Origin of the sequence: Qipengyuania citrea (genome assembly GCF_009828015.1) — a bacterium.
Classification (GTDB): Bacteria; Pseudomonadota; Alphaproteobacteria; order Sphingomonadales; family Sphingomonadaceae; genus Qipengyuania; species Qipengyuania citrea.
In genome coordinates this window covers 363,652-383,281 of sequence record NZ_WTYG01000003.1, presented here as the reverse complement: position 1 = coordinate 383,281, position 19,630 = coordinate 363,652, and the positions used below count along the sequence as shown (strand labels likewise).

Here is a 19,630-nt window from a genome sequence, read left to right as displayed (position 1 = left end):
CTGCAAAAAGGTTATTGACCGAATCCTTGGTGGGACCTAGATGGCCCTCACCGACGCGGTGCTGACGGCTTCCACTGTCCGCTGCAACGGTCGCCAACATTGTCGGATAGCCGGTCCCCCGGTTTAAGGTCGGGGCAGGATCAGCTGTCCGTTGTTAGTGTCTGGCGGTTCTTTGACATTGTTGTTTATTGATGAAGGGACATGTGGGCGACGGCGCCCGGTCCGGGGGTTTTAAGGCTCCGGATACCGGTTAATTCAAGCCGATTGCCACATCCTCTGGTGAACTCCACGTTTGCCATTGGGTGATGCATGTTCATTCGTATCCATTACGTTTGACAGTGCAGGTATCGGCTCCTTGAAGCTCATGCCAAGCAGGTTAGCGGGGTTTTCCCCGTGCTTGATTGGTGTGTGACACAAACTTGAGAGTTTGATCCTGGCTCAGAACGAACGCTGGCGGCATGCCTAACACATGCAAGTCGAACGAACCCTTCGGGGTGAGTGGCGCACGGGTGCGTAACGCGTGGGAACCTGCCTTTAGGTTCGGAATAACAGTTAGAAATGACTGCTAATACCGGATAATGTCTTCGGACCAAAGATTTATCGCCTTTAGATGGGCCCGCGTTAGATTAGATAGTTGGTGGGGTAATGGCCTACCAAGTCGACGATCTATAGCTGGTCTGAGAGGATGATCAGCCACACTGGGACTGAGACACGGCCCAGACTCCTACGGGAGGCAGCAGTGGGGAATATTGGACAATGGGCGAAAGCCTGATCCAGCAATGCCGCGTGAGTGATGAAGGCCTTAGGGTTGTAAAGCTCTTTTACCAGGGATGATAATGACAGTACCTGGAGAATAAGCTCCGGCTAACTCCGTGCCAGCAGCCGCGGTAATACGGAGGGAGCTAGCGTTGTTCGGAATTACTGGGCGTAAAGCGCACGTAGGCGGCTTTTCAAGTCAGGGGTGAAATCCCGGGGCTCAACCCCGGAACTGCCCTTGAAACTGGATGGCTAGAATACTGGAGAGGTGAGTGGAATTCCGAGTGTAGAGGTGAAATTCGTAGATATTCGGAAGAACACCAGTGGCGAAGGCGACTCACTGGACAGTTATTGACGCTGAGGTGCGAAAGCGTGGGGAGCAAACAGGATTAGATACCCTGGTAGTCCACGCCGTAAACGATGATAACTAGCTGTCCGGGCTCATGGAGCTTGGGTGGCGCAGCTAACGCATTAAGTTATCCGCCTGGGGAGTACGGTCGCAAGATTAAAACTCAAAGGAATTGACGGGGGCCTGCACAAGCGGTGGAGCATGTGGTTTAATTCGAAGCAACGCGCAGAACCTTACCAGCCTTTGACATCCTAGGACGGTTTCTGGAGACAGATTCCTTCCCTTCGGGGACCTAGTGACAGGTGCTGCATGGCTGTCGTCAGCTCGTGTCGTGAGATGTTGGGTTAAGTCCCGCAACGAGCGCAACCCTCGTCCTTAGTTGCCATCATTCAGTTGGGCACTTTAAGGAAACTGCCGGTGATAAGCCGGAGGAAGGTGGGGATGACGTCAAGTCCTCATGGCCCTTACAGGCTGGGCTACACACGTGCTACAATGGCATCTACAGTGAGCAGCGATCCCGCGAGGGTTAGCTAATCTCCAAAAGATGTCTCAGTTCGGATTGTTCTCTGCAACTCGAGAGCATGAAGGCGGAATCGCTAGTAATCGCGGATCAGCATGCCGCGGTGAATACGTTCCCAGGCCTTGTACACACCGCCCGTCACACCATGGGAGTTGGATTCACCCGAAGGTGGTGCGCTAACCAGTTTACTGGAGGCAGCCAACCACGGTGGGTTCAGCGACTGGGGTGAAGTCGTAACAAGGTAGCCGTAGGGGAACCTGCGGCTGGATCACCTCCTTTCTAAGGATTGGTACGAAAGCGCCGGCGCTGGTCGTCGGAAGAGCTTCGCACCTTTTCAAAGAAACATGCCGTCGTCCTCATGTCCTTTCATCAATCGGATACAGCCTGGCGGGCGTTTGCCTGCCGTGGCTGTTTGCCTGAGCTGGCTCATGCCGCCCGCGGCCATGCCTTTTCCTAAGAGAAGGGGGCCTGCGCTGGCGCATAGGCCCGTAGCTCAGTTGGTTAGAGCGCACCCCTGATAAGGGTGAGGTCGGTGGTTCAAATCCACTCGGGCCTACCATTTGCCTGGTCTTACGGGGCCTTAGCTCAGCTGGGAGAGCACCTGCTTTGCAAGCAGGGGGTCATCGGTTCGATCCCGATAGGCTCCACCAGGCGTTGTGGTACGGTTTTGGCCGGCTGTGCGTGGCAGTTATCCGATAGATGAAACGAAAGCGGATCCCGCGTCATGCGGGTAGGCGGCTTCGAGCCGCTGTCTTTGACATTGTGAATGGGTTTTTAAATCGATGCCGTGGCGCATGGATTGTGATGGTTGGCTTTGGCCGATCGGAGCGATCGATGCATCACAAACAAGATCAATCAAATTGATTTATCTGGCTGAGATATTCCTCTGCACTATCGCGAGACGTCGGACTTTTATGCAGGTCTGTCGTTGATGGTGTGGATTCTCAAGCGTGAGGTAAGAGCATTTGGTGGATGCCTTGGCATGTGCAGGCGATGAAGGACGTGGCACGCTGCGATAAGCGTCGGGGAGATGTGAGCAATCTTTGATCCGGCGATTTCCGAATGGGGAAACCCACCCTCACCATTTCCTTTCGATTGTTTTCGGACAGTCGGAAAGAGGTGGATAGGGTATCACCAGACTGAATACATAGGTTTGGTGAAGCGAACCCGGGGAACTGAAACATCTCAGTACCCGGAGGAAAAGACATCAACAGAGATTCCCGTAGTAGTGGCGAGCGAACCGGGACCAGGCCAGTGCCTTCATTTCAACTAGCAAAACACTTTGGAAAGAGTGGCCATAGCGGGTGACAGCCCCGTATGCGAAAGTGATGATGAAGGACTCGAGTAGGGCGGGACACGTGAAATCCTGTCTGAACATGGGGGGACCACCCTCCAAGCCTAAATACTCGCACATGACCGATAGCGAACACAGTACCGTGAGGGAAAGGTGAAAAGCACCCCGATTAGGGGAGTGAAACAGTACCTGAAACCGGATGCTTACAAGCAGTTGGAGCCCCATAGGGGGTGACAGCGTACCTCTTGCATAATGGGTCAGTGACTTAATCTACCATGCAAGCTTAAGCCGTTAGGTGTAGGCGCAGCGAAAGCGAGTCTGAATAGGGCGACTGAGTATGATGGATTAGACCCGAACCCCGGCGATCTAGGCATGGCCAGGTTGAAGGTGCAGTAACATGCACTGGAGGACCGAACCGGTGAATGTTGAAAAATTCTCGGATGAGCTGTGTTTAGGGGTGAAAGGCCAATCAAGCCGGGAAATAGCTGGTTCTCCGCGAAATCTATTGAGGTAGAGCGTCGGATGTATGCCGATGGGGGTAGAGCACTGGATGGGCTAGGGCTGCGCGAGCGGTACCAAACCTAACCAAACTCCGAATACCATCGAGTCTTATCCGGCAGACAGACGGCGGGTGCTAAGGTCCGTCGTCAAAAGGGAAACAGCCCTAACCTACAGCTAAGGTCCCCAAGTCATATCTAAGTGGGAAAGCATGTGGGAATCCCAAAACAACCAGGAGGTTGGCTTAGAAGCAGCCATCCTTTAAAGAAAGCGTAACAGCTCACTGGTCTAAACAAGGGTTCCTGCGGCGAAGATGTAACGGGGCTAAAGATATGCACCGAAGCTTAGGGTTCAGAATTTATTCTGAGCGGTAGCGGAGCGTTCCGTAAGCGAGTGAAGGCGAAGGGTAACCGACGCTGGACGTATCGGAAGTGCGAATGCTGACATGAGTAGCGACAAACAGGGTGAGATGCCCTGTCGCCGAAAGACCAAGGGTTCCTGCGCAACGCTAATCGGCGCAGGGTTAGCCGGCCCCTAAGACGAGCCCGAAGGGGGTAGTCGATGGGAACCACGTAAATATTCGTGGGCCTGAAGATGTGTGACGGATCGTGGAAGTTGTTTTCTCTTATTGGATTGAGAGGGCAGCCAAGCGGTTCCAGGAAATAGCCTCTTCACTATAGACCGTACCCGAAACCGACACAGGTGGTCAGGTAGAGTATACCAAGGCGCTTGAGAGAAGTATCCTGAAGGAACTCGGCAAATTGCCTCCGTACCTTCGGAAGAAGGAGGCCCCATATCGACGCAAGTCTTTGTGGGGGGCACAGGCCAGGGGGTAGCGACTGTTTAGCAAAAACACAGCACTCTGCTAAGTCGGCTTCAAGACGACGTATAGGGTGTGACGCCTGCCCGGTGCTCGAAGGTTAAGAGGAGGAGTGCAAGCTCCGAATTGAAGCCCGAGTAAACGGCGGCCGTAACTATAACGGTCCTAAGGTAGCGAAATTCCTTGTCGGGTAAGTTCCGACCTGCACGAATGGCGTAACGACTTCCCCACTGTCTCCAGGATATGCTCAGCGAAATTGAATTCTCCGTGAAGATGCGGAGTACCCGCGGTTAGACGGAAAGACCCCGTGCACCTTTACTGCAGCTTCAGAGTGGCATTAGGAAATTACTGTGTAGAATAGGTGGGAGGCTTTGAAACATCGGCGCCAGCTGGTGTGGAGCCAACCTGTGAAATACCACCCTGTGATTTTCTGATGTCTAACCACGCACCGTTATCCGGTGTTGGGACCCTCTGTGGCGGGTAGTTTGACTGGGGCGGTCGCCTCCTAAAGAGTAACGGAGGCGCGCGATGGTATGCTCAGGACGGTTGGAAACCGTCTGCAAGAGTGCAATGGCATAAGCATGCCTGACTGCGAGACCGACAGGTCGAGCAGAGACGAAAGTCGGTCATAGTGATCCGGTGGTCCCTCGTGGAAGGGCCATCGCTCAACGGATAAAAGGTACGCCGGGGATAACAGGCTGATGATTCCCAAGAGCTCATATCGACGGAATCGTTTGGCACCTCGATGTCGGCTCATCACATCCTGGGGCTGGAGCAGGTCCCAAGGGTTTGGCTGTTCGCCAATTAAAGTGGTACGTGAGCTGGGTTCAGAACGTCGCGAGACAGTTTGGTCCCTATCTGCCGTGGGCGTCGATTGTTGAAAGGAGTTGCCCCTAGTACGAGAGGACCGGGGTGAACATACCTCTGGTGTACCTGTCATCCTGCCAAGGGTGCCGCAGGGTAGCTATGTATGGACGGGATAACCGCTGAAAGCATCTAAGCGGGAAGCCTCCCTTGAGATAAGCAATCTTCGAACCGTCATAGACCATGACGTTGATAGGCCGGGTGTGGAAGCGCAGTAATGCGTGTAGCTAACCGGTCCTAATAGTTCTTTTCGCGCTTGTAGGATCTGCACCATCAATGACAGCCCTGTCGCAAGACAGGCGGCTCAACGGTGGTAGAGGAAACTTCAGCCGGATAAGCCCTCAAAAGCTCAACAGCATCGATTTAAAATCCGATACGGTCCCCGCAGGGCAAAACCTGCGGGCGGCCCGTCCGCCCGCTTTATTGCTTGGTGGCTATAGCGTCTGTGACCCACCCGATCCCATCTCGAACTCGGACGTGAAACCGGACTGCGCCGATGGTACTAGTGCTCAAGCACTGGGAGAGTAGGTCGCCGCCAGGCATTATAGCGGACGGACGCGGAACAAACCCATTCACGATTTCAAAAAGCCGCTGCCGGTGCAAACCGCGCGGCGGCTTTTTCGTCTCTGCTTGAGGCGTAAAAGAAGGTACCGCGGGGTGGAGCAGTCCGGTAGCTCGTCAGGCTCATAACCTGAAGGTCGTTGGTTCAAATCCAACCCCCGCAACCATCTCCCAAATAACTCTCCAATAGCGACGCTCCGCCGCAGCATGCCCGCGGACCCGGAACTGCGCGCATGCGCACCGTGGGTTCGGGAAGAGCAATTCGCTCTGAGACCTAGGGAAAGAGCAAATGAACGCCTCACGGCAGTTGCCGGTGATCTCCTAAGGATCACGGGAAGCGGTTTGGCTACAGACGCTTCGTTTGGCGACGGGGTTTCTGGTACCGCGAGACGACATCGCCCAGTTCGTGCGGGAGAACCGGCTTCGAAAGCATCGCCAGGGGACGGATCGCAAGCCGTTCCTCCTCGGTGACGCTGTGCAAGCTCCCGCTCAGGATTATACAGGCCACATCCAGTTCGGAGCGCAGGACCAGCGCCGCGTCCTGCCCGCGCGAGCCGTCAGCAAGCTGGAGATCGACAAGCGCGAGGTCGGGCAGGGTCCGGCGCGCGGTGTCGATCGCCTGGGCTGCGGTCACCGCGACGCCAACGACATCGCATCCCAGGTCTTCCATCTGTGTTTCGAGATCGAGCGCGATGAGGGCGTTGTCCTCGATGATGAGCACGCGGACGCGGGAATCCCTATTCGGGGAAGAGGATGCGGGTTGTCCATCCATTCACGCATTCCTCTTCTATCGTACCGCGCAGCTGGGCCGCCATCCCGCGGATAAGCCGCTTGCCCAAACCCGATGACGGCATGTCCTCGCTCAACAAGCCGGACGTGCCGCCTGTTCCATTGTCCGACACTTCGAGCACGATCTGTTCGCCTTCCTCCCGTCGCAGTTCGACCGTGACGGTTCCGCCCTGCTCGGGCCAGCTGGCATGCTTGACCGAATTGGTCACCAGTTCGTTGACCGCCAGCGACAGCGTTACCGCCTTGTCGATCGGCAGGCGCAGCGGCGCCACCTGCAGAACGATCTGAGGCGCCTGTTCCTCTCTCCCGGGCAGCGATGCGCGAAGATGTTCGACAAGGCGCCCGATATGGTTGTCCAGCCTGACCGTCTTCAAATCGTTGTCTTCGTAGAGCGAGGCGTGAATGGCGGCGACCGCCTGCACGCGCGCCGTCGCCGCATTCAGCGATACGCGGGCGGTCTCGTCCCCGGTCGCTTGCGCTTCGAGGTTCAGGATGCTCGTGACCATCTGCAGCGAATTCTTCACGCGGTGATTGACCTCGGCGATCAGCAGGTCGCGCACGGCGATCGCGTCCCGCAGCTTGGCTTCGCTCTGCTTGATATGCGTGACGTCGAGCAGCATGCCGACGACCAGCAGCTCTTCCGTATCGGGATTGCGGATCGATTCCCCGCGGACCAGCAGCCAGCGCGTCGTACCGTCCGGCCAGACAGTGCGAAAATCCTGGTGCAGGTCGGCGCCCACTGTCCGGGAAACCCGCTCCATCTCGGCCTCCAGTCCGGCCAGGTCGTCGGGATGGACCCGCTCCATGAATGGCCGGATGGGATTGGCGTGGTCCTCCTCGGCGAAGCCGAACATGGTATCGAATTGCGGGGTTCTCGACACGCTCCGGCTGCCCGGGCACCATTCGAAATAGGCAAGATCCGCGCCGCGCATGGCAGCGCGCCGCTTCGCCTCGTGAACGCGGTCGCCGAGGATCCTGCCGGTGATGTCCTCGGCCGTATGGATGATGTGCGTGACCTTGGTCGGATCGCCGCGATCGGCGAACACCGGCGAATTGACGATCCGCCAGTACCGGACCCGGTAATGTCCGTCGGGCCCTGCCACATCGTGCTGGCGAAGCGGCATCTCCTGCGCTTCGCCCGTCTCCACGACGCGATCGGCCGACGCCTGCAATTCGGCTTCGGCATCCGCTTGGGGATCGTCGGGATTGGCGGGGAAGGCTTCGAAGACACGCTTGCCGACAAGCTCCGCCCATTCGATACCGAGCATCTCGCAATAGCAGCGATTGGCAGCGACGACGTGCAGATCGGGCCGGAACACCATTTGTGCCGTCGGTTGGGCGTCGAACAGCACGCCCATGTCGATCGAAGTATCCAGGGCCGAATTCCTCTCTTGGGTGACTGGGCCCGATCGCGCCGGATCGGGACGCCAGAAGCCAAAGCCTGAAACAGAAACGACCGGCTTGATATGCAGCTTGGCCTATCGGGGCAAGGTCAGTGGTTTTTGGTACGGTGTGCTTGGCCTGACGGAGGCGGGAGACCCGCGTGGCTACTCGAGCGGCCGCTACGGTATGCCGATAGCGCGTATCGCCGCCAAGTCAGTCCTGACCGGCTTTGCCTCCTCTTATTCTTTACGACTATTTAAGATGGCTGGCTTCCCCCGTTTTGAGGCGAGAAGCCAGCCAAAGGGTATCCGGTTCAGAAGCGTGCGCGAATACCCATTGTCACCGTTCGGCCGCCATTGAATTGGTAGGCCTGCGGATAGCTGAAGAACGCGGCACCGTCGCCGAACTGCGAACTGGTGGTGCTGCGGATATCCGCGTCCTCGGCGCCGCGCAGGAGATCGTCGCCCTCGAGGAAGATCGACCAGAGCCCGCCGAAATTGTCGAATGTATAGGACAGGCGCGCATCCAGCGTGTCGTATGACGGCACGACCGTATTCAGATTGAACTCGTCGAAGGCTTCGACGGTAGCCGACTGGCTGGTGTAAATGACCCGGCCCTGAAACCCGTCGCGATCATAGTCGAGCGAAAGGTTGTAAACCCAGCGAGCCTGGTCGCGCAGCGGGCGGTCGAGGCTGAGCTGGATGATTTCGTTATCGTCGGACCGCGCCGAGACCAGAGTCGGGAAATGGCCATTGGTATAGGTCGCATTCGCAAGCACGCCGAAATCGCTGAGGAAACCGGGCAGGAAGTCGAGCCGCCGGATGAGTTCGAACTCGAGCCCCCAGATCTTCCCGCCTTCTCCATTGGTCGGAAGATTGACGAGGAATTCGGTATCTTCGGGCAGCGCCAGCAGGTCGGGACGGCTCTCGGCAAGCGGAGCGAACTCGTCGAGGAAACGCTGACGCACACCATCGTCGTCCACCGCGGTAAAGTTCACATTGGTGAAGTTGTTGTTGATCTTCTTGTAGAAGAAACCCGCGCGAACAAGGCCCGGCGTGTCGTCGAAATAATAGGCCAGGTCGAGGTCGATATTGTCGGTGGTCGACGGCTTGAGGTCGGGATTGGCTTCGAGGATCGTGACGCGGCCGAAACCGGGGCGCAGGTCGACGCTGTACTGCGTGTTGCGATTGAGCAGGCGGAAGTCGGGATTGACGGTCGAACGGAAGTAGCCAAGCCGCGCCGCGATGTTGGGATGAGGCCGGTAGGTCGCGAGGAAGCTGGGCGTCCAGGTGTCGACCGTGCCGCCGGTGTTGGCGAAGCGTACGAGGCCTGCCTGCACGAAGGTTTCCCGATCTTCCGAGCGGAAGCCCGGTTCGTCGAGCCGGACCGATGGCGAGGATATGGTGAAACCGTTGCGCTTTTCACGTTCGTAGCGCACGCCTGCGATTACCGACAGGTCACCGAAGACGAACTTGGATTCGAGATAGGTGGCCCAGTTGTCCTCGGTCGTCTCGGTCGGGACCAGGTTCCCGGAACCATCGGCGATCGGGTCGAGCTGCGTGAAATCCGTGAATGTGAACCGTTCTTCGTTGATGGCAGTCGCAGGATCATCCTCGGTGTATCCCGGGAGTAGGTCGAAAATCGTGCGTCCGCCGCTTGCCGACAGATAGGGCAGGTCGAAGGCATCGATGCCGATCAACGAGATATCGTCAGCGCCCAGCAGGTTCGGGTCGAACAATGCGAGATCGCTTTCGGCCCCGAAAATGCGCAAATAACGCTGGCTGGTCACGTTGCGCGGGTTGGTCACATTGCCGACCGTCTGGCGCTTGCTCGAATCGTATTTACCTCCGAGTTCGACATATTCGAGGAAGCCGAGCGGCGTGTTGTAACGTGCCTGGAACTCGCCGATGTAGGATTCCGAAGGGCTGTCGATCGGGTTCGTGACCGCCGAGAACAGGTCATACTCGCCTGGATCGCCGATCAGGGCGAACCCTTCGGCGGTCAGCGATGGAAGCGGCAGTCCGTCGGGTCCGGGGATGAAACCCCCGGCGATCACTCGCTCGGTTTGCGCCGCATCATCGTCGGGCGCGGTTTCGAGCGTTGCCGGGTCGATCAGGTCTTCGAGATTGGTGAAGCTGTTCCCTAGCAGCGTGATGGACGTGTTGCTGCCCTCTTGCCGTGCCTTGGAATAGCCAAGCTTGTACTCGAACTCCCAGCGGCCGACGTGTGTGTCGCCGCGAAAGCTGATTGTATCGGATGTGAATTTCTGATCGGTCGAGCGAAAGGCGATGCTGGGGCGCAGCGCGCGCAGCGTCGTGCGGCGGCGCACTTCGCCATCCAGCTCGGGGATCGGCATGTCGAGACTGGAGGTCAGGAAGCCGATTGCGGTGCGCGAATCGCTGCCCTCGCTGTCGCGGACGTTGCGCTGGAGGTCGAGCCGCAGCCTTGTGTGGCTGGCAATGTCCCATGCGAGGTTGACCGAGCCGACGAACGCTTCCTCCGCACGCTCGCGGCGCAAATAGCTGGTGCTGGTGACCAGTTGCTGGTCGAGCGCGGGATCGAAGGGAAACTCGAAGCTGGCGGGGACGAAGAAGATCGACGTGTAGCCTTCGGGCAGAACCGGCGGGACAGTATCGAGAATGGAGACGTCGTAGTTGAGCCGGTCGGTGTTACGGTACTGCAGCGTGGCGGCGATACCGAAACTGGGCGTCAGTTCCTTGGCTATGGTTCCGTTGATCTGATATTCTTCGCCGAAGTCGCGTTCGAAATTGGTTTCGCCCTCGACGCTCACGTTGAAGGCGAATTCGCCATAGTCGAGGCCGGACTTGGTCTCGATCTCGACCAAGCCGCCCGAGCCGGTGGATTCGTGGCTCGGCAGCAGCGATTTGTGGACCTGTCCCCCGTCAGCACCTATGGCACAGATTTGAGGTTGTGATTTAAGGAGGATTTGGGCTTCGTCGTAGTGACGAAGGAACGAAGATGAAGCCCAAATCCTCAAGGTCCAAATTGCCTGCCGAGCAGGTGGTCAAGGACATCCGCCGCAAGACCCGTCGGCATTTTTCATCGGAAGACAAGATCAGGATCGTGCTGGAAGGCCTGCGCGGCGATGACTCGTTAGCTGAGTTGTGCCGCAAGGAAGGCATTGCCCAGAGCCTGTACTACACCTGGTCCAAGGAGTTCATGGAGGCCGGCAAACGCCGCCTGGCTGGCGACACCGCCCGTGCAGCAACTACGGACGAAGTCAGGGATCTGCGCCGTGAGGCCCGCGATCTGAAGGAATGCGTGGCCGACCTCATCCTGGAGAACCGCTTGCTCAAAAAAAGCATGATCGCGGATGGGGGAGACGACGCATGAGATACCCCGCATCCGAGAAGCTGGAGATCATCAGGATCGTTGAGCAATCGCATCTCCCGGCCAAGCGCACGTTGGACCAGCTCGGCGTCGCACGGCGCACCTTCTACCGCTGGTATGACCGTTACCTTGAAGGCGGGCCGGAGGCGCTGGCAGACAGGTCATCGACGCCGATCCGCGTGTGGAACAGGATCGCACCCGAGGTTCAGGATCAGATCGTCGAGATGGCGCTGGAGCAGACTGACCTCAGCCCAAGGGAACTGGCGGTGCGCTTCACTGACGAGAAGCGCTACTTCGTGTCGGAAGCCACCGTCTACCGGCTGCTCAAGGCCCACGATCTGATCACCAGTCCGGCCTATACTGTGATCAAGGCGGCAGAGGCGTTCCACACCCAGACCATGCGCCCCAACGAGATGTGGCAGACCGACTTTACCTACTTCAAGATCATCGGGTGGGGCTGGGTCTACCTCTCGACCGTGCTCGACGATTACTCGCGCTACATCATCGCCTGGAAGCTCTGCACCACCATGCGAGCCGAGGAGGTCACCGACACGCTCGACATGGCTCTGGCAGCCTCAGGCTGCGACCATGCCAATGTGCTGCACAGACCACGTCTGCTGAGCGACAACGGTCCCAGCTACATCGCCGGGGAACTGGCCGAATACATCGAAGCGAACCGGATGAGCCATGTGCGCGGTGCACCCTTCCATCCGCAGACCCAGGGCAAGATCGAGAGATGGCATCAAACGCTAAAGAACCGCGTGCTGCTCGAAAACTACTTCCTGCCTGGCGACCTCGAACAGCAGATCGAGGCGTTCGTCGAGCATTACAACCACCAGCGCTATCACGAAAGCCTCGACAACGTGACGCCTGCCGATGCCTACTTCGGCAGGGCTCCCGCCATCATCAAACGACGAGAAAGGATCAAGCGAAAGACACTCGAACATCGGCGCTTGCAACACCGCAAGCTCGCCGCCTAAACATCAAACCCAGACGAGGCCCGCACTCCGCAATCCTACGCCGCGAGTTGTGCCAAATGTTTTGACGACGGACACGAGATAGGAGACTGCGAACAGCCCCGGGGTCGCCAGCGCGGAATAGGCCGAGGGATTGGTTTCGTAACCGACGTTGACGAAGTCGCGCTGCGGCGTGCCGAGTTCGCTGCGGTGCTGCCACCCGGCGCCGAAGACGAAATTGCCCGTGTCGCCCAACTCGACACCGGCCAGTGCGCTCAGGCTGTAATTGTCGTCGGAACCGTCGATGAAATTGTAGTCACCCTGCACTTCGAGACCGGTGAAGGTCGAGCGGGTGATGAAGTTGGCGACGCCCGCGATCGCATCCGAACCGTAGGTCGAACCGGCCCCGTCCTTGAGCAATTCGATCCGTTCGAGCGCGAACAGCGGCATCAGCTGGGTGTCGACGAAACCCGCGCCGGGGCTGAGGATGGTGCGCTTGCCGTTGAGCAGCACTAGCGTGCGCTGCGGCCCGAGCCCGCGCAGGTTGAGCGAGCCGACGCCCTGGAAACCCTGTGCGTCGGTGGAAAACTGGTTTGTATCGCCCAACGATGCGCCGACCGAGGGCAGTTCCTTGATGAATTCGAGCGGGCTGTCGACGCCCTGTTCGGCGAGGTCGTCGGCGGTGAAGACATCCACCGGCAGCGCCGCGTCTTCGGGCGTCCCGCGAATATAGGAACCGGTAACGACGATGCGGTTTTCATTTTGCGTCGCGGCTCCGGCGGTCTCGACCTCTGCCTGGGCCAGGGCCGGGGTTGCCGAAAGCGCAGCAGTGGCGAGCGCGCCCAGCGCGCAACTGTGGCGTAAAGTGAATCTGGTCATGTCCCTCTCCATTTGGAGGTACGTCTTTTTTATCGCGTACCTTCCACTCGAAAGAGAATGCGCAGTTTCGCTTTATGTCAAGTCGGCAACAAGTTCCTTTTGTAATCGGTCGCCCTAGGCTCATACCGATAATTCTAAATTACTCTTTAAGTTACGCGGGCATAGCGGCGCGATTGCTACGGCCCGAAATTTTTCCACCGACCGTGCTCGACGCACAAAAAAGGGGCCCGGCATCGCGTGATGCCGGGTCCCCGTTCATGGTCGGTGACGCGATCAGAAGCCTGCGCGTACCGTGATGCCGTAGGTGCGCGGTTCGGCGAGGAAGGCCGAATAGGTCTGCTGCTCGGCAACGAACGGCGTGTTGAAGGCCACCTGGCTGTAGTCGATGTCGAACAGATTGTTCGCCCACAGCTCGACGCCCCAGCGACGGTCGGGACCGGTGATGCCGACGCGTCCGTTGACCAGCGTGAACCCGTCCTGTTCCTTGCCGTACAGCAGGTCCGAACCGGTGTTGAAGTCATCGGTGGTGCGGGCGTTCAGGAAGAACAGGCCCGACAGACCCGAATTGCCGATCGGCGGGGTCCAGCTGAGCGAGGCGGTGGCGGTCACTTCGGGGGCGTTCGACAGATTGTCGCCCGGAAGCAGCCGCAGCGCGGGATCGAGCGGCGATCCGTTGTCCTGGCCCACGAGATTGTCCTCGTAGCTGGTATCGGCATAGGTGAGACCCATCGTCATGGTGAGGTCGCGGATCGGGCTGACCGATGCCTCGAACTCGACACCCTGCGCGATCACGCCCGGAGCGACGTTTTCGGCAGCGCAGCTTCCGGTGGTTCCGTCGCCATCGCGATCGGCCCCGCCGAGATCGGTGTCACAGCCATTGATGTTCTGGACCAGGAAGACCGTGCCGTTGAAGGTGTTCAGCTGGAAGTTGGAGAACTCCTGGCGGAACGCGGCAACGCTGAAGCCCCAGTCGCGGGCCGAATATTTCACGCCCACTTCGAAGGCATCGACCGTTTCGGCGTCGAACTGCAGCGCGCTGGGGTCCAGAGTGGCAGCGTCGAATTCGACCGGCAGAGCGAGCGCCGAGCGATCGAGATTGAAGCCGCCGGCCTTGTAGCCCTTCGAGTAGGAGCCGTAGACCATCCAGTCGGGATCGGGCTTCCAGCTGAGGATCGCGGTACCGGTGAATTCGTCTTCCTTGCGCTGGTCCGACAGCGTCACGCCGTCGAGTTCGGCAGTCGAGTTGCCCTGGCACGACAGGCCGATGAGACCGCCAGCAAGCCCAGCAAGCGACGGGACCGAGAGCAAGCCGTCCAGCAGCGCGCGGCTCTGCGGGCAGAACACGTTGTCATTGCTGAAGGCTGCGTCGAAATCCTTGGTTTCGTTGGTGTAACGAAGGCCAAGCGTCAGATCGACCGTGTCGGTGACGTGGACGATGTTATGCGTGAAGACCGCGAAGTTCTCGCTCGTCTGGTTGTACCGGTCGCCATTGCTGCCGATATCGCGCACCTGCGCCAGATTGTTGATACCGGCGATGATCAGCGGCGTTGCCGGTCCGAATGCCGGAGTGCCGGTAAGCGTCCCGTCCAGTGCAGCGACATTGGCACCCAGGCAGTTGTCGGCCGACGGGTTGGCCAGCGCCGGGTTGATCGCCAGCACGATACGGCAGTTGGCGAAAGTGCCGTAATCGTTGCCGAACCGCAGGTTGTCGCGCGTTTCCAGCTTTTCATTGGCGTAATAGGCGCCGATCAGCCAGTCGAGCGTGTCGTTGAATGCCGTGCCGTTGAGGCGGAATTCCTGCGTGAAGGTCTTGAATTCACGCGCGCCGGCATCGGGGCCGGGGGCACGGTACAGCAGGTCGACCTGCGTGTAGTCGGTGTCGGAACCCTGGAAGTTCGAATATTCGCGATAGCCGGTGATCGAGGTCAGCGTCACATCGCCGAAGTTCCAGTTCACTTCGCCCGAAATGCCCCAGTCTTCGGTCTCGCCCTGGTAGGAACGGCCGGGAGACACGTAGATATCGCGGTTGAAGGTCGACTGCGTCAGCCCGCGCGGATCCTGCCCGAGCCCGAGCAGGATCGGGATGATCGGATTGTCGGTGCTGGTGAGGGCGGGGCCGCCTTCGGGCCGGTTGTACCGGTCGAGCCCGGGCGATACGCGTGCGAGCGGCGCAAATTCGGGCTGGACGAAGGTTGCGGCGCAGCACGCCTCGTCCTTGTTCGAATAATCGCCAACGAGGCGGATGCTGAGATCGCTGGTCGGTTCGAACAGCAGCTGGCCGCGCACGAGATAGCGGTCGCGGTCGTTGATCCGCACATCGTTGACGACATCGTTGTAGAAGCCGTCGCGCTCGAAATAGACGCCGTCGATCCGCGCGGCGACCGTATCGCCCAGCGGCGCGTTGATGCCGGCTTCGACCTTGATCGCGTCGTAATTGCCATAAGTGAAGGCGCCGTAGCCCGAGAATTCGAACTCGGGCGGGGCGGTGTAGATGTTGATGAGGCCGGCCGAGGAGTTGCGGCCGCCCAGCGTGCCCTGCGGGCCGCGGAGGATCTCGACCCGGTCGAGCGGTCCGAGTTCGGACAGCGCATTGCCCGAGCGCGAGCGATAGACGCCATCGACGAAGACCGCGACCGAGCTTTCGAGGCCGGGGTTGTCGCCGACCGTACCAATGCCACGAATACGGGCCGAACCATTGGCTTCGTTACCGGTCGAGGAGACCAGCAGCGAAGGCGCGACCTGGTTGAGGTCGCGAATGTCGGCCACGCCCGATTTCTCGAGCATTTCGCCCGACACTGCCGAGACCGCGACCGGAACGTCGGACAGCGCCTGTTCGCGGCCCTGCGCGCGCACGATGATGACATTGCCGCCATCGACTTCGGCATTGTCGATTAGGTCGGTATCATCGACACTTGTGGCTGCATCCTGCGCCTGGGCCATGGCCGGGGTAAGCGCCAGCGCACAGGCGAGGGCACCGAAGGCGCATTGGTGGCGTAAACCGAATTTACTCATTTTTTCTCCTCTCACCGGGCCCGGCACACACCGGGCCCATTTGTTGTTTTTTTGCAGTTCAAACGGGCATGGCGGGCGCTGTCAAGGCGCAGCGGACGAACGACTTCACCGTTCGACCGATTTCCATACCGGCGTTTCAATTATGTCGCAGATTCGATGAAGGTCAGGCGAACTTTCCGCTGTCTTCGGCTCGCGCGCGCAGATAGTTGCTCACCGGCAGTCCGTGCTGCTCCAGCCCGGCGACCACCGTATCCAGCCCGATCGTCTGCGCCCAGAACATCGGTCCGCCAGTGTAGAGGGGCCAGCCATAACCGTTGATCCACACCACGTCGATGTCGCTGGCGCGCTGCGCCATGCCTTCATCGAGGATTTCGGCGCCCTCGTTGACCATTGGATAAAGCAGCCGTTCGCGGATCTCGTCTTTCGAAATCGCGCGCTGCGGCTTGCCTTCCTGTGCCGCGAAATCGGCGATGATCTGCTTGACCTCGTCCGACGGCGTGCGGTTGCGCGCCTCGTCGTAGTCGTAGAAACCCTTGCCGGCCTTCTGCCCGAACCGCCCCGCCGCGCACAGCGCTTCGCGGATGGTGGTCACCTTGCTCGGATCGCGGTGCCAGCCGATGTCGATACCGGCGAGGTCGGCCATCTGGAACGGGCCCATCGGAAAGCCGAAGTCGAGCAGGACGTCATCGACTTCCCAGTAATTGGCGCCTTCCATCAGCAGTTCGTTCGCCTGTTCCTGCCGCTTCGACAGCATGCGGTTGCCGATGAAGCCGGGACACACGCCCGACACCGCCGCGACCTTGCCGATCTTCTTCGACAGCTTCATCACCGTGGCCAGCACATCGTGCCGCGTTTCCTTGCCGCGGACGACTTCGAGCAGCTTCATGATATTTGCCGGCGAGAAGAAGTGGAGCCCCACCACATAGCCCGGCCGCTGTGTTGCCGTGGCGATCTCGTCGACATCGAGATAGCTGGTGTTCGATGCCAGGATCGCACCCTGCTTGACCACCTCGTCGAGCTTCGAGAACACCTCTTTCTTGACCTTCATGTCCTCGAAGACGGCCTCGATCACCAGGTCGCAATCGGCGAGGTCTTCATAGGCCAACGTCGGGGTCAGCAGGCCCATCGCCTGCTCGACCTGCTCGGGCGACATGCGGCCTTTCTTCGCGGTCGCTTCGTAATTCTTGCGGATGATCCCGGTGCCGCGATCGAGCGCGTCCTGCGCCATCTCGAGGATCGTCACGGGGATGCCGGCCGCCAGGAAGTTCATCGCGATGCCGCCGCCCATCGTGCCGGCGCCGATCACGCCGACCTTCTTGATCGGGATGAGCTGCGTGTCCTTGGGCACGTCGTCGATCTTGTTCGCAGCGCGTTCGGCGAAGAAATAATGGCGCATGGCCGCGCTCTGCGTGCCGGTCATGAGCTCGGTGAACAGCTCGCGTTCCTTCTTCACCCCGTCGGCATAGGACATCTGCCCGGCGGCCTTGACCGCCTCGATCGCGGCATTGGGTGCGTCGAAGCCGCGGATCTTACGCGCCTGCGAGGCGCGGAAACGGTCGAACAGGTCGGGATCGCGCAAGCCGTCCTCATTGGCCTTGCCTTCCGACGAACGCGGCACCGGCTGGCCGATCTTCGACCTGGCGAAGGCGATCGCATCGGCTTCGAGACTGTCTTCGCCCACGAGCGCGTCGAGCAGGCCGATCGCCTTGGCCTTCTTGGCAGGGATCGGATTGCCGCCCACGACCAGCGGCAGCGCGGCTTCGGCGCCGATCAGGCGCGGGAGGCGCTGCGTCCCCGCAGCCCCGGGGATCAGGCCGAGCTTCACTTCGGGCAGCCCCATCTTGGCGCTGGGCACCGCGACGCGGTAGTGGCAGGCCAGCGCGACTTCGCACCCACCGCCCAGCGCGGTACCGTGGATCGCGGCCACGACCGGCTTGTCGCTCGCTTCCATCGCGTCGAGCGTTTCGGGCAGGTTGGGCCCGACCGGCGGCTTGCCGAATTCGGTGATGTCCGCCCCGGCGAAGAAGGTCTGCCCGTCGCAGCGGATGACCACCGCCTCGACGCCATCGTCCGCCAGCGCTTCCTCGATCGCGTCCTTCAGCCCGGCGCGGACGGCCTGGCCCAGCGCGTTGACCGGCGGATTGTCGGAAATGACCACCAGAACATTGTCATGGCGTTCGGTGCGAATGGGGGACGTCATCGGTTTCTCCTCAGGCGTGGGATTGGGTGAGGGCGGAATAGATCAGCGTCTTGAGCTGCCGCCGGATGGGATAAGTCGACGAAGGATAGACCTGCGTCATGAAAACCATGGTGATCCGTTCGACCGGATCGACGAAGAAGGCGGTCGAATAGGCGCCGCCCCAATAGAATTCGCCCAGGCTCGACGGCATCAGCGTCTTCGCCGGGTCGATCACCATCGCAAAGCCCAGGCCGAACCCGGTGCCGGCATTGTTGGCTTCGGAAAACAGACTGCTCGACATCTCGGTAAGGTCGGCCCCGCCGGGCAGGTGGTTGGTGCGCATCAGCCGCACGGTCTTCGGGCTGAGTATCCGCACGCCGTCGAGCTCGCCGCCGTTGAGCAGCATCGTGGCGAAGCGGTGGTAATCGGCAATGCTGCCGACCAGTCCGCCGCCGCCACTGTCGAAGGTACCGGCTCGGTTGAGTTTGCTGGTGGCCCCGGCGTCGATCATTTTAGGGGGCTTGTCGGGCCGATAGGCATAGGCATCGACCAGCCGGTCCGCCTGGCCTTCGGCGACCCCGAAGCGCGTATCCTTCATCCCCAGCGGGCCGAAGATATGCTGCTCGAAATAGTCGCCCAGGCGCATGCCGCTGATCCGCTCGACCGCAATCCCCAGCACATCGGTCGACACCGAATAATTCCATCCCTGGCCGGGCGCGAATTCGAGCGGCAGCTGCGCCAGCTTCTCGATGTAGCCGTCGCTGTCGAGGTGATTGCGCGCGAAGTCGAAATTGTTCTCGCGATAGACCGCGTCGATATTGGTGCGGTTCTGCAGGCCGTAGGTGAGGCCCGACATATGCGTCAGCAAATCGACGAAGCGCATCGGCGGCGCAGGGGTGCCCGGCGCGAAGGGGATCGAACCGCCGCCGCCCGCATAAAGCGCGAGGTCAGTAAATTCGGGAAACACGCGCGTGACCGGTTCCTCCAGCGCGACCTTGCACTGTTCGACCAGCTGCATGAAGGCCACCGAAGCGACCGGCTTGGTCATGCTGGCGATGCGGAACAGCGCGTCGTCGCGCAGTTCGCGCCCGTCGTCGCCCATTTTGCCGAGACTGGTGTAATGGACCGGCCGGCCATCGCGCGCGACCACCAGCTGCGCATTAGGCAGACGCCCGTTCGCAATATAGGCGTCGCTGAGGAAGGGCGCGATTCGTGCCAGCCTGCCAGCGTCGAATCCCAGCTCTCCGGCATCTGCCAGATCGAACATCCTGATCTCCTCTCCGCACATACCTATGCTTCGGTTTTGCCTGAATAGCGATTTCATCTGTTCTTGCCACCCTCATACCTTTGCTTCGAAGGCGACTTGCGCGACGCGGCCCCGCGGGGTTAGACCGATTGTTTGAGAGAGTTGGAGACTCG

At 59.9% G+C, this 19,630-nt stretch carries 8 protein-coding genes, 3 tRNA genes and 3 rRNA genes; 7 read left to right on the top strand and 7 right to left on the bottom strand.

Features of this window, described 5'->3' with window-relative positions; all coding sequences use genetic code 11:
• The first annotated feature begins 415 nt into the window (after positions 1–415).
• The 6 genes from GRI55_RS11950 to GRI55_RS11925 all read left to right on the top strand — a co-directional run bounded on the left by GRI55_RS11950 (position 416) and on the right by GRI55_RS11925 (position 5,829).
• A 16S ribosomal RNA gene (locus GRI55_RS11950) occupies positions 416–1,904 on the top strand.
• Positions 1,905–2,107: 203 nt separating this feature from the next.
• Positions 2,108–2,184: transfer RNA gene (locus tag GRI55_RS11945), tRNA-Ile, on the top strand.
• A gap of 15 nt (positions 2,185–2,199) precedes the next feature.
• Positions 2,200–2,275 (top strand) — tRNA-Ala (locus tag GRI55_RS11940).
• Positions 2,276–2,570: 295 nt separating this feature from the next.
• Positions 2,571–5,362: ribosomal RNA gene (locus tag GRI55_RS11935) — 23S ribosomal RNA — on the top strand.
• Positions 5,363–5,527: 165 nt separating this feature from the next.
• Positions 5,528–5,642: ribosomal RNA gene (rrf, locus tag GRI55_RS11930) — 5S ribosomal RNA — on the top strand.
• Together the 16S, 23S and 5S rRNA genes with 3 tRNA genes alongside form the textbook arrangement of a ribosomal RNA operon.
• A 110-nt stretch (positions 5,643–5,752) precedes the next feature.
• A tRNA-Met gene (locus tag GRI55_RS11925) sits at positions 5,753–5,829 on the top strand.
• A 179-nt stretch (positions 5,830–6,008) separates the two neighbouring features.
• On the opposite strand, the gene GRI55_RS11920 is transcribed toward GRI55_RS11925, so the two are convergent.
• From GRI55_RS11920 to GRI55_RS11910, 3 genes are all read right to left on the bottom strand, one after another.
• A complete protein-coding gene (locus GRI55_RS11920) occupies positions 6,009–6,383 on the bottom strand; it encodes a response regulator (RefSeq protein ID WP_160767299.1) in 375 nt (124 codons plus the stop codon).
• Positions 6,384–6,399: 16 nt separating this feature from the next.
• Positions 6,400–7,803, bottom strand: a complete 1,404-nt coding sequence (locus GRI55_RS11915) for a sensor histidine kinase (protein WP_160767298.1) — start codon at positions 7,801–7,803, stop codon at positions 6,400–6,402.
• Positions 7,804–8,147: 344 nt separating this feature from the next.
• Positions 8,148–10,679: a TonB-dependent receptor domain-containing protein gene (locus tag GRI55_RS11910; RefSeq protein WP_160767297.1), complete on the bottom strand. Its 2,532-nt coding sequence runs from the start codon at positions 10,677–10,679 to the stop codon at positions 8,148–8,150.
• Positions 10,680–10,813: 134 nt separating this feature from the next.
• Between GRI55_RS11910 and GRI55_RS11905 the strand changes: the two genes are divergently transcribed.
• Positions 10,814–12,165 (top strand): IS3 family transposase gene (locus GRI55_RS11905; RefSeq protein WP_156491322.1). Its coding sequence is split into 2 segments (ribosomal slippage): positions 10,814–11,149 and positions 11,152–12,165, totalling 1,350 coding nucleotides; the frame shifts between segments, so codons are not numbered across the junction.
• Between the two features lie 3 nt (positions 12,166–12,168).
• Here the strand turns inward: GRI55_RS11905 and GRI55_RS11900 are convergent.
• The 4 genes from GRI55_RS11900 to GRI55_RS11885 all read right to left on the bottom strand — a co-directional run bounded on the left by GRI55_RS11900 (position 12,169) and on the right by GRI55_RS11885 (position 19,478).
• Positions 12,169–13,020 (bottom strand): TonB-dependent receptor plug domain-containing protein, encoded by an 852-nt coding sequence (locus GRI55_RS11900; protein ID WP_160767296.1) that lies wholly within the window; start codon positions 13,018–13,020, stop codon positions 12,169–12,171.
• Between the two features lie 273 nt (positions 13,021–13,293).
• Positions 13,294–16,032 carry a TonB-dependent receptor gene (locus tag GRI55_RS11895; protein ID WP_202392473.1) on the bottom strand — a complete coding sequence of 913 codons (2,739 nt, stop codon included), beginning with the start codon at positions 16,030–16,032 and terminating at the stop codon, positions 13,294–13,296.
• Positions 16,033–16,195: 163 nt separating this feature from the next.
• Positions 16,196–18,232: a 3-hydroxyacyl-CoA dehydrogenase NAD-binding domain-containing protein gene (locus GRI55_RS11890; protein WP_160767295.1), complete on the bottom strand. Its 2,037-nt coding sequence runs from the start codon at positions 18,230–18,232 to the stop codon at positions 16,196–16,198.
• A 10-nt stretch (positions 18,233–18,242) separates the two neighbouring features.
• Positions 18,243–19,478: a serine hydrolase domain-containing protein gene (locus tag GRI55_RS11885; RefSeq protein ID WP_160767294.1), complete on the bottom strand. Its 1,236-nt coding sequence runs from the start codon at positions 19,476–19,478 to the stop codon at positions 18,243–18,245.
• Between the last annotated feature and the right edge of the window lie 152 nt (positions 19,479–19,630).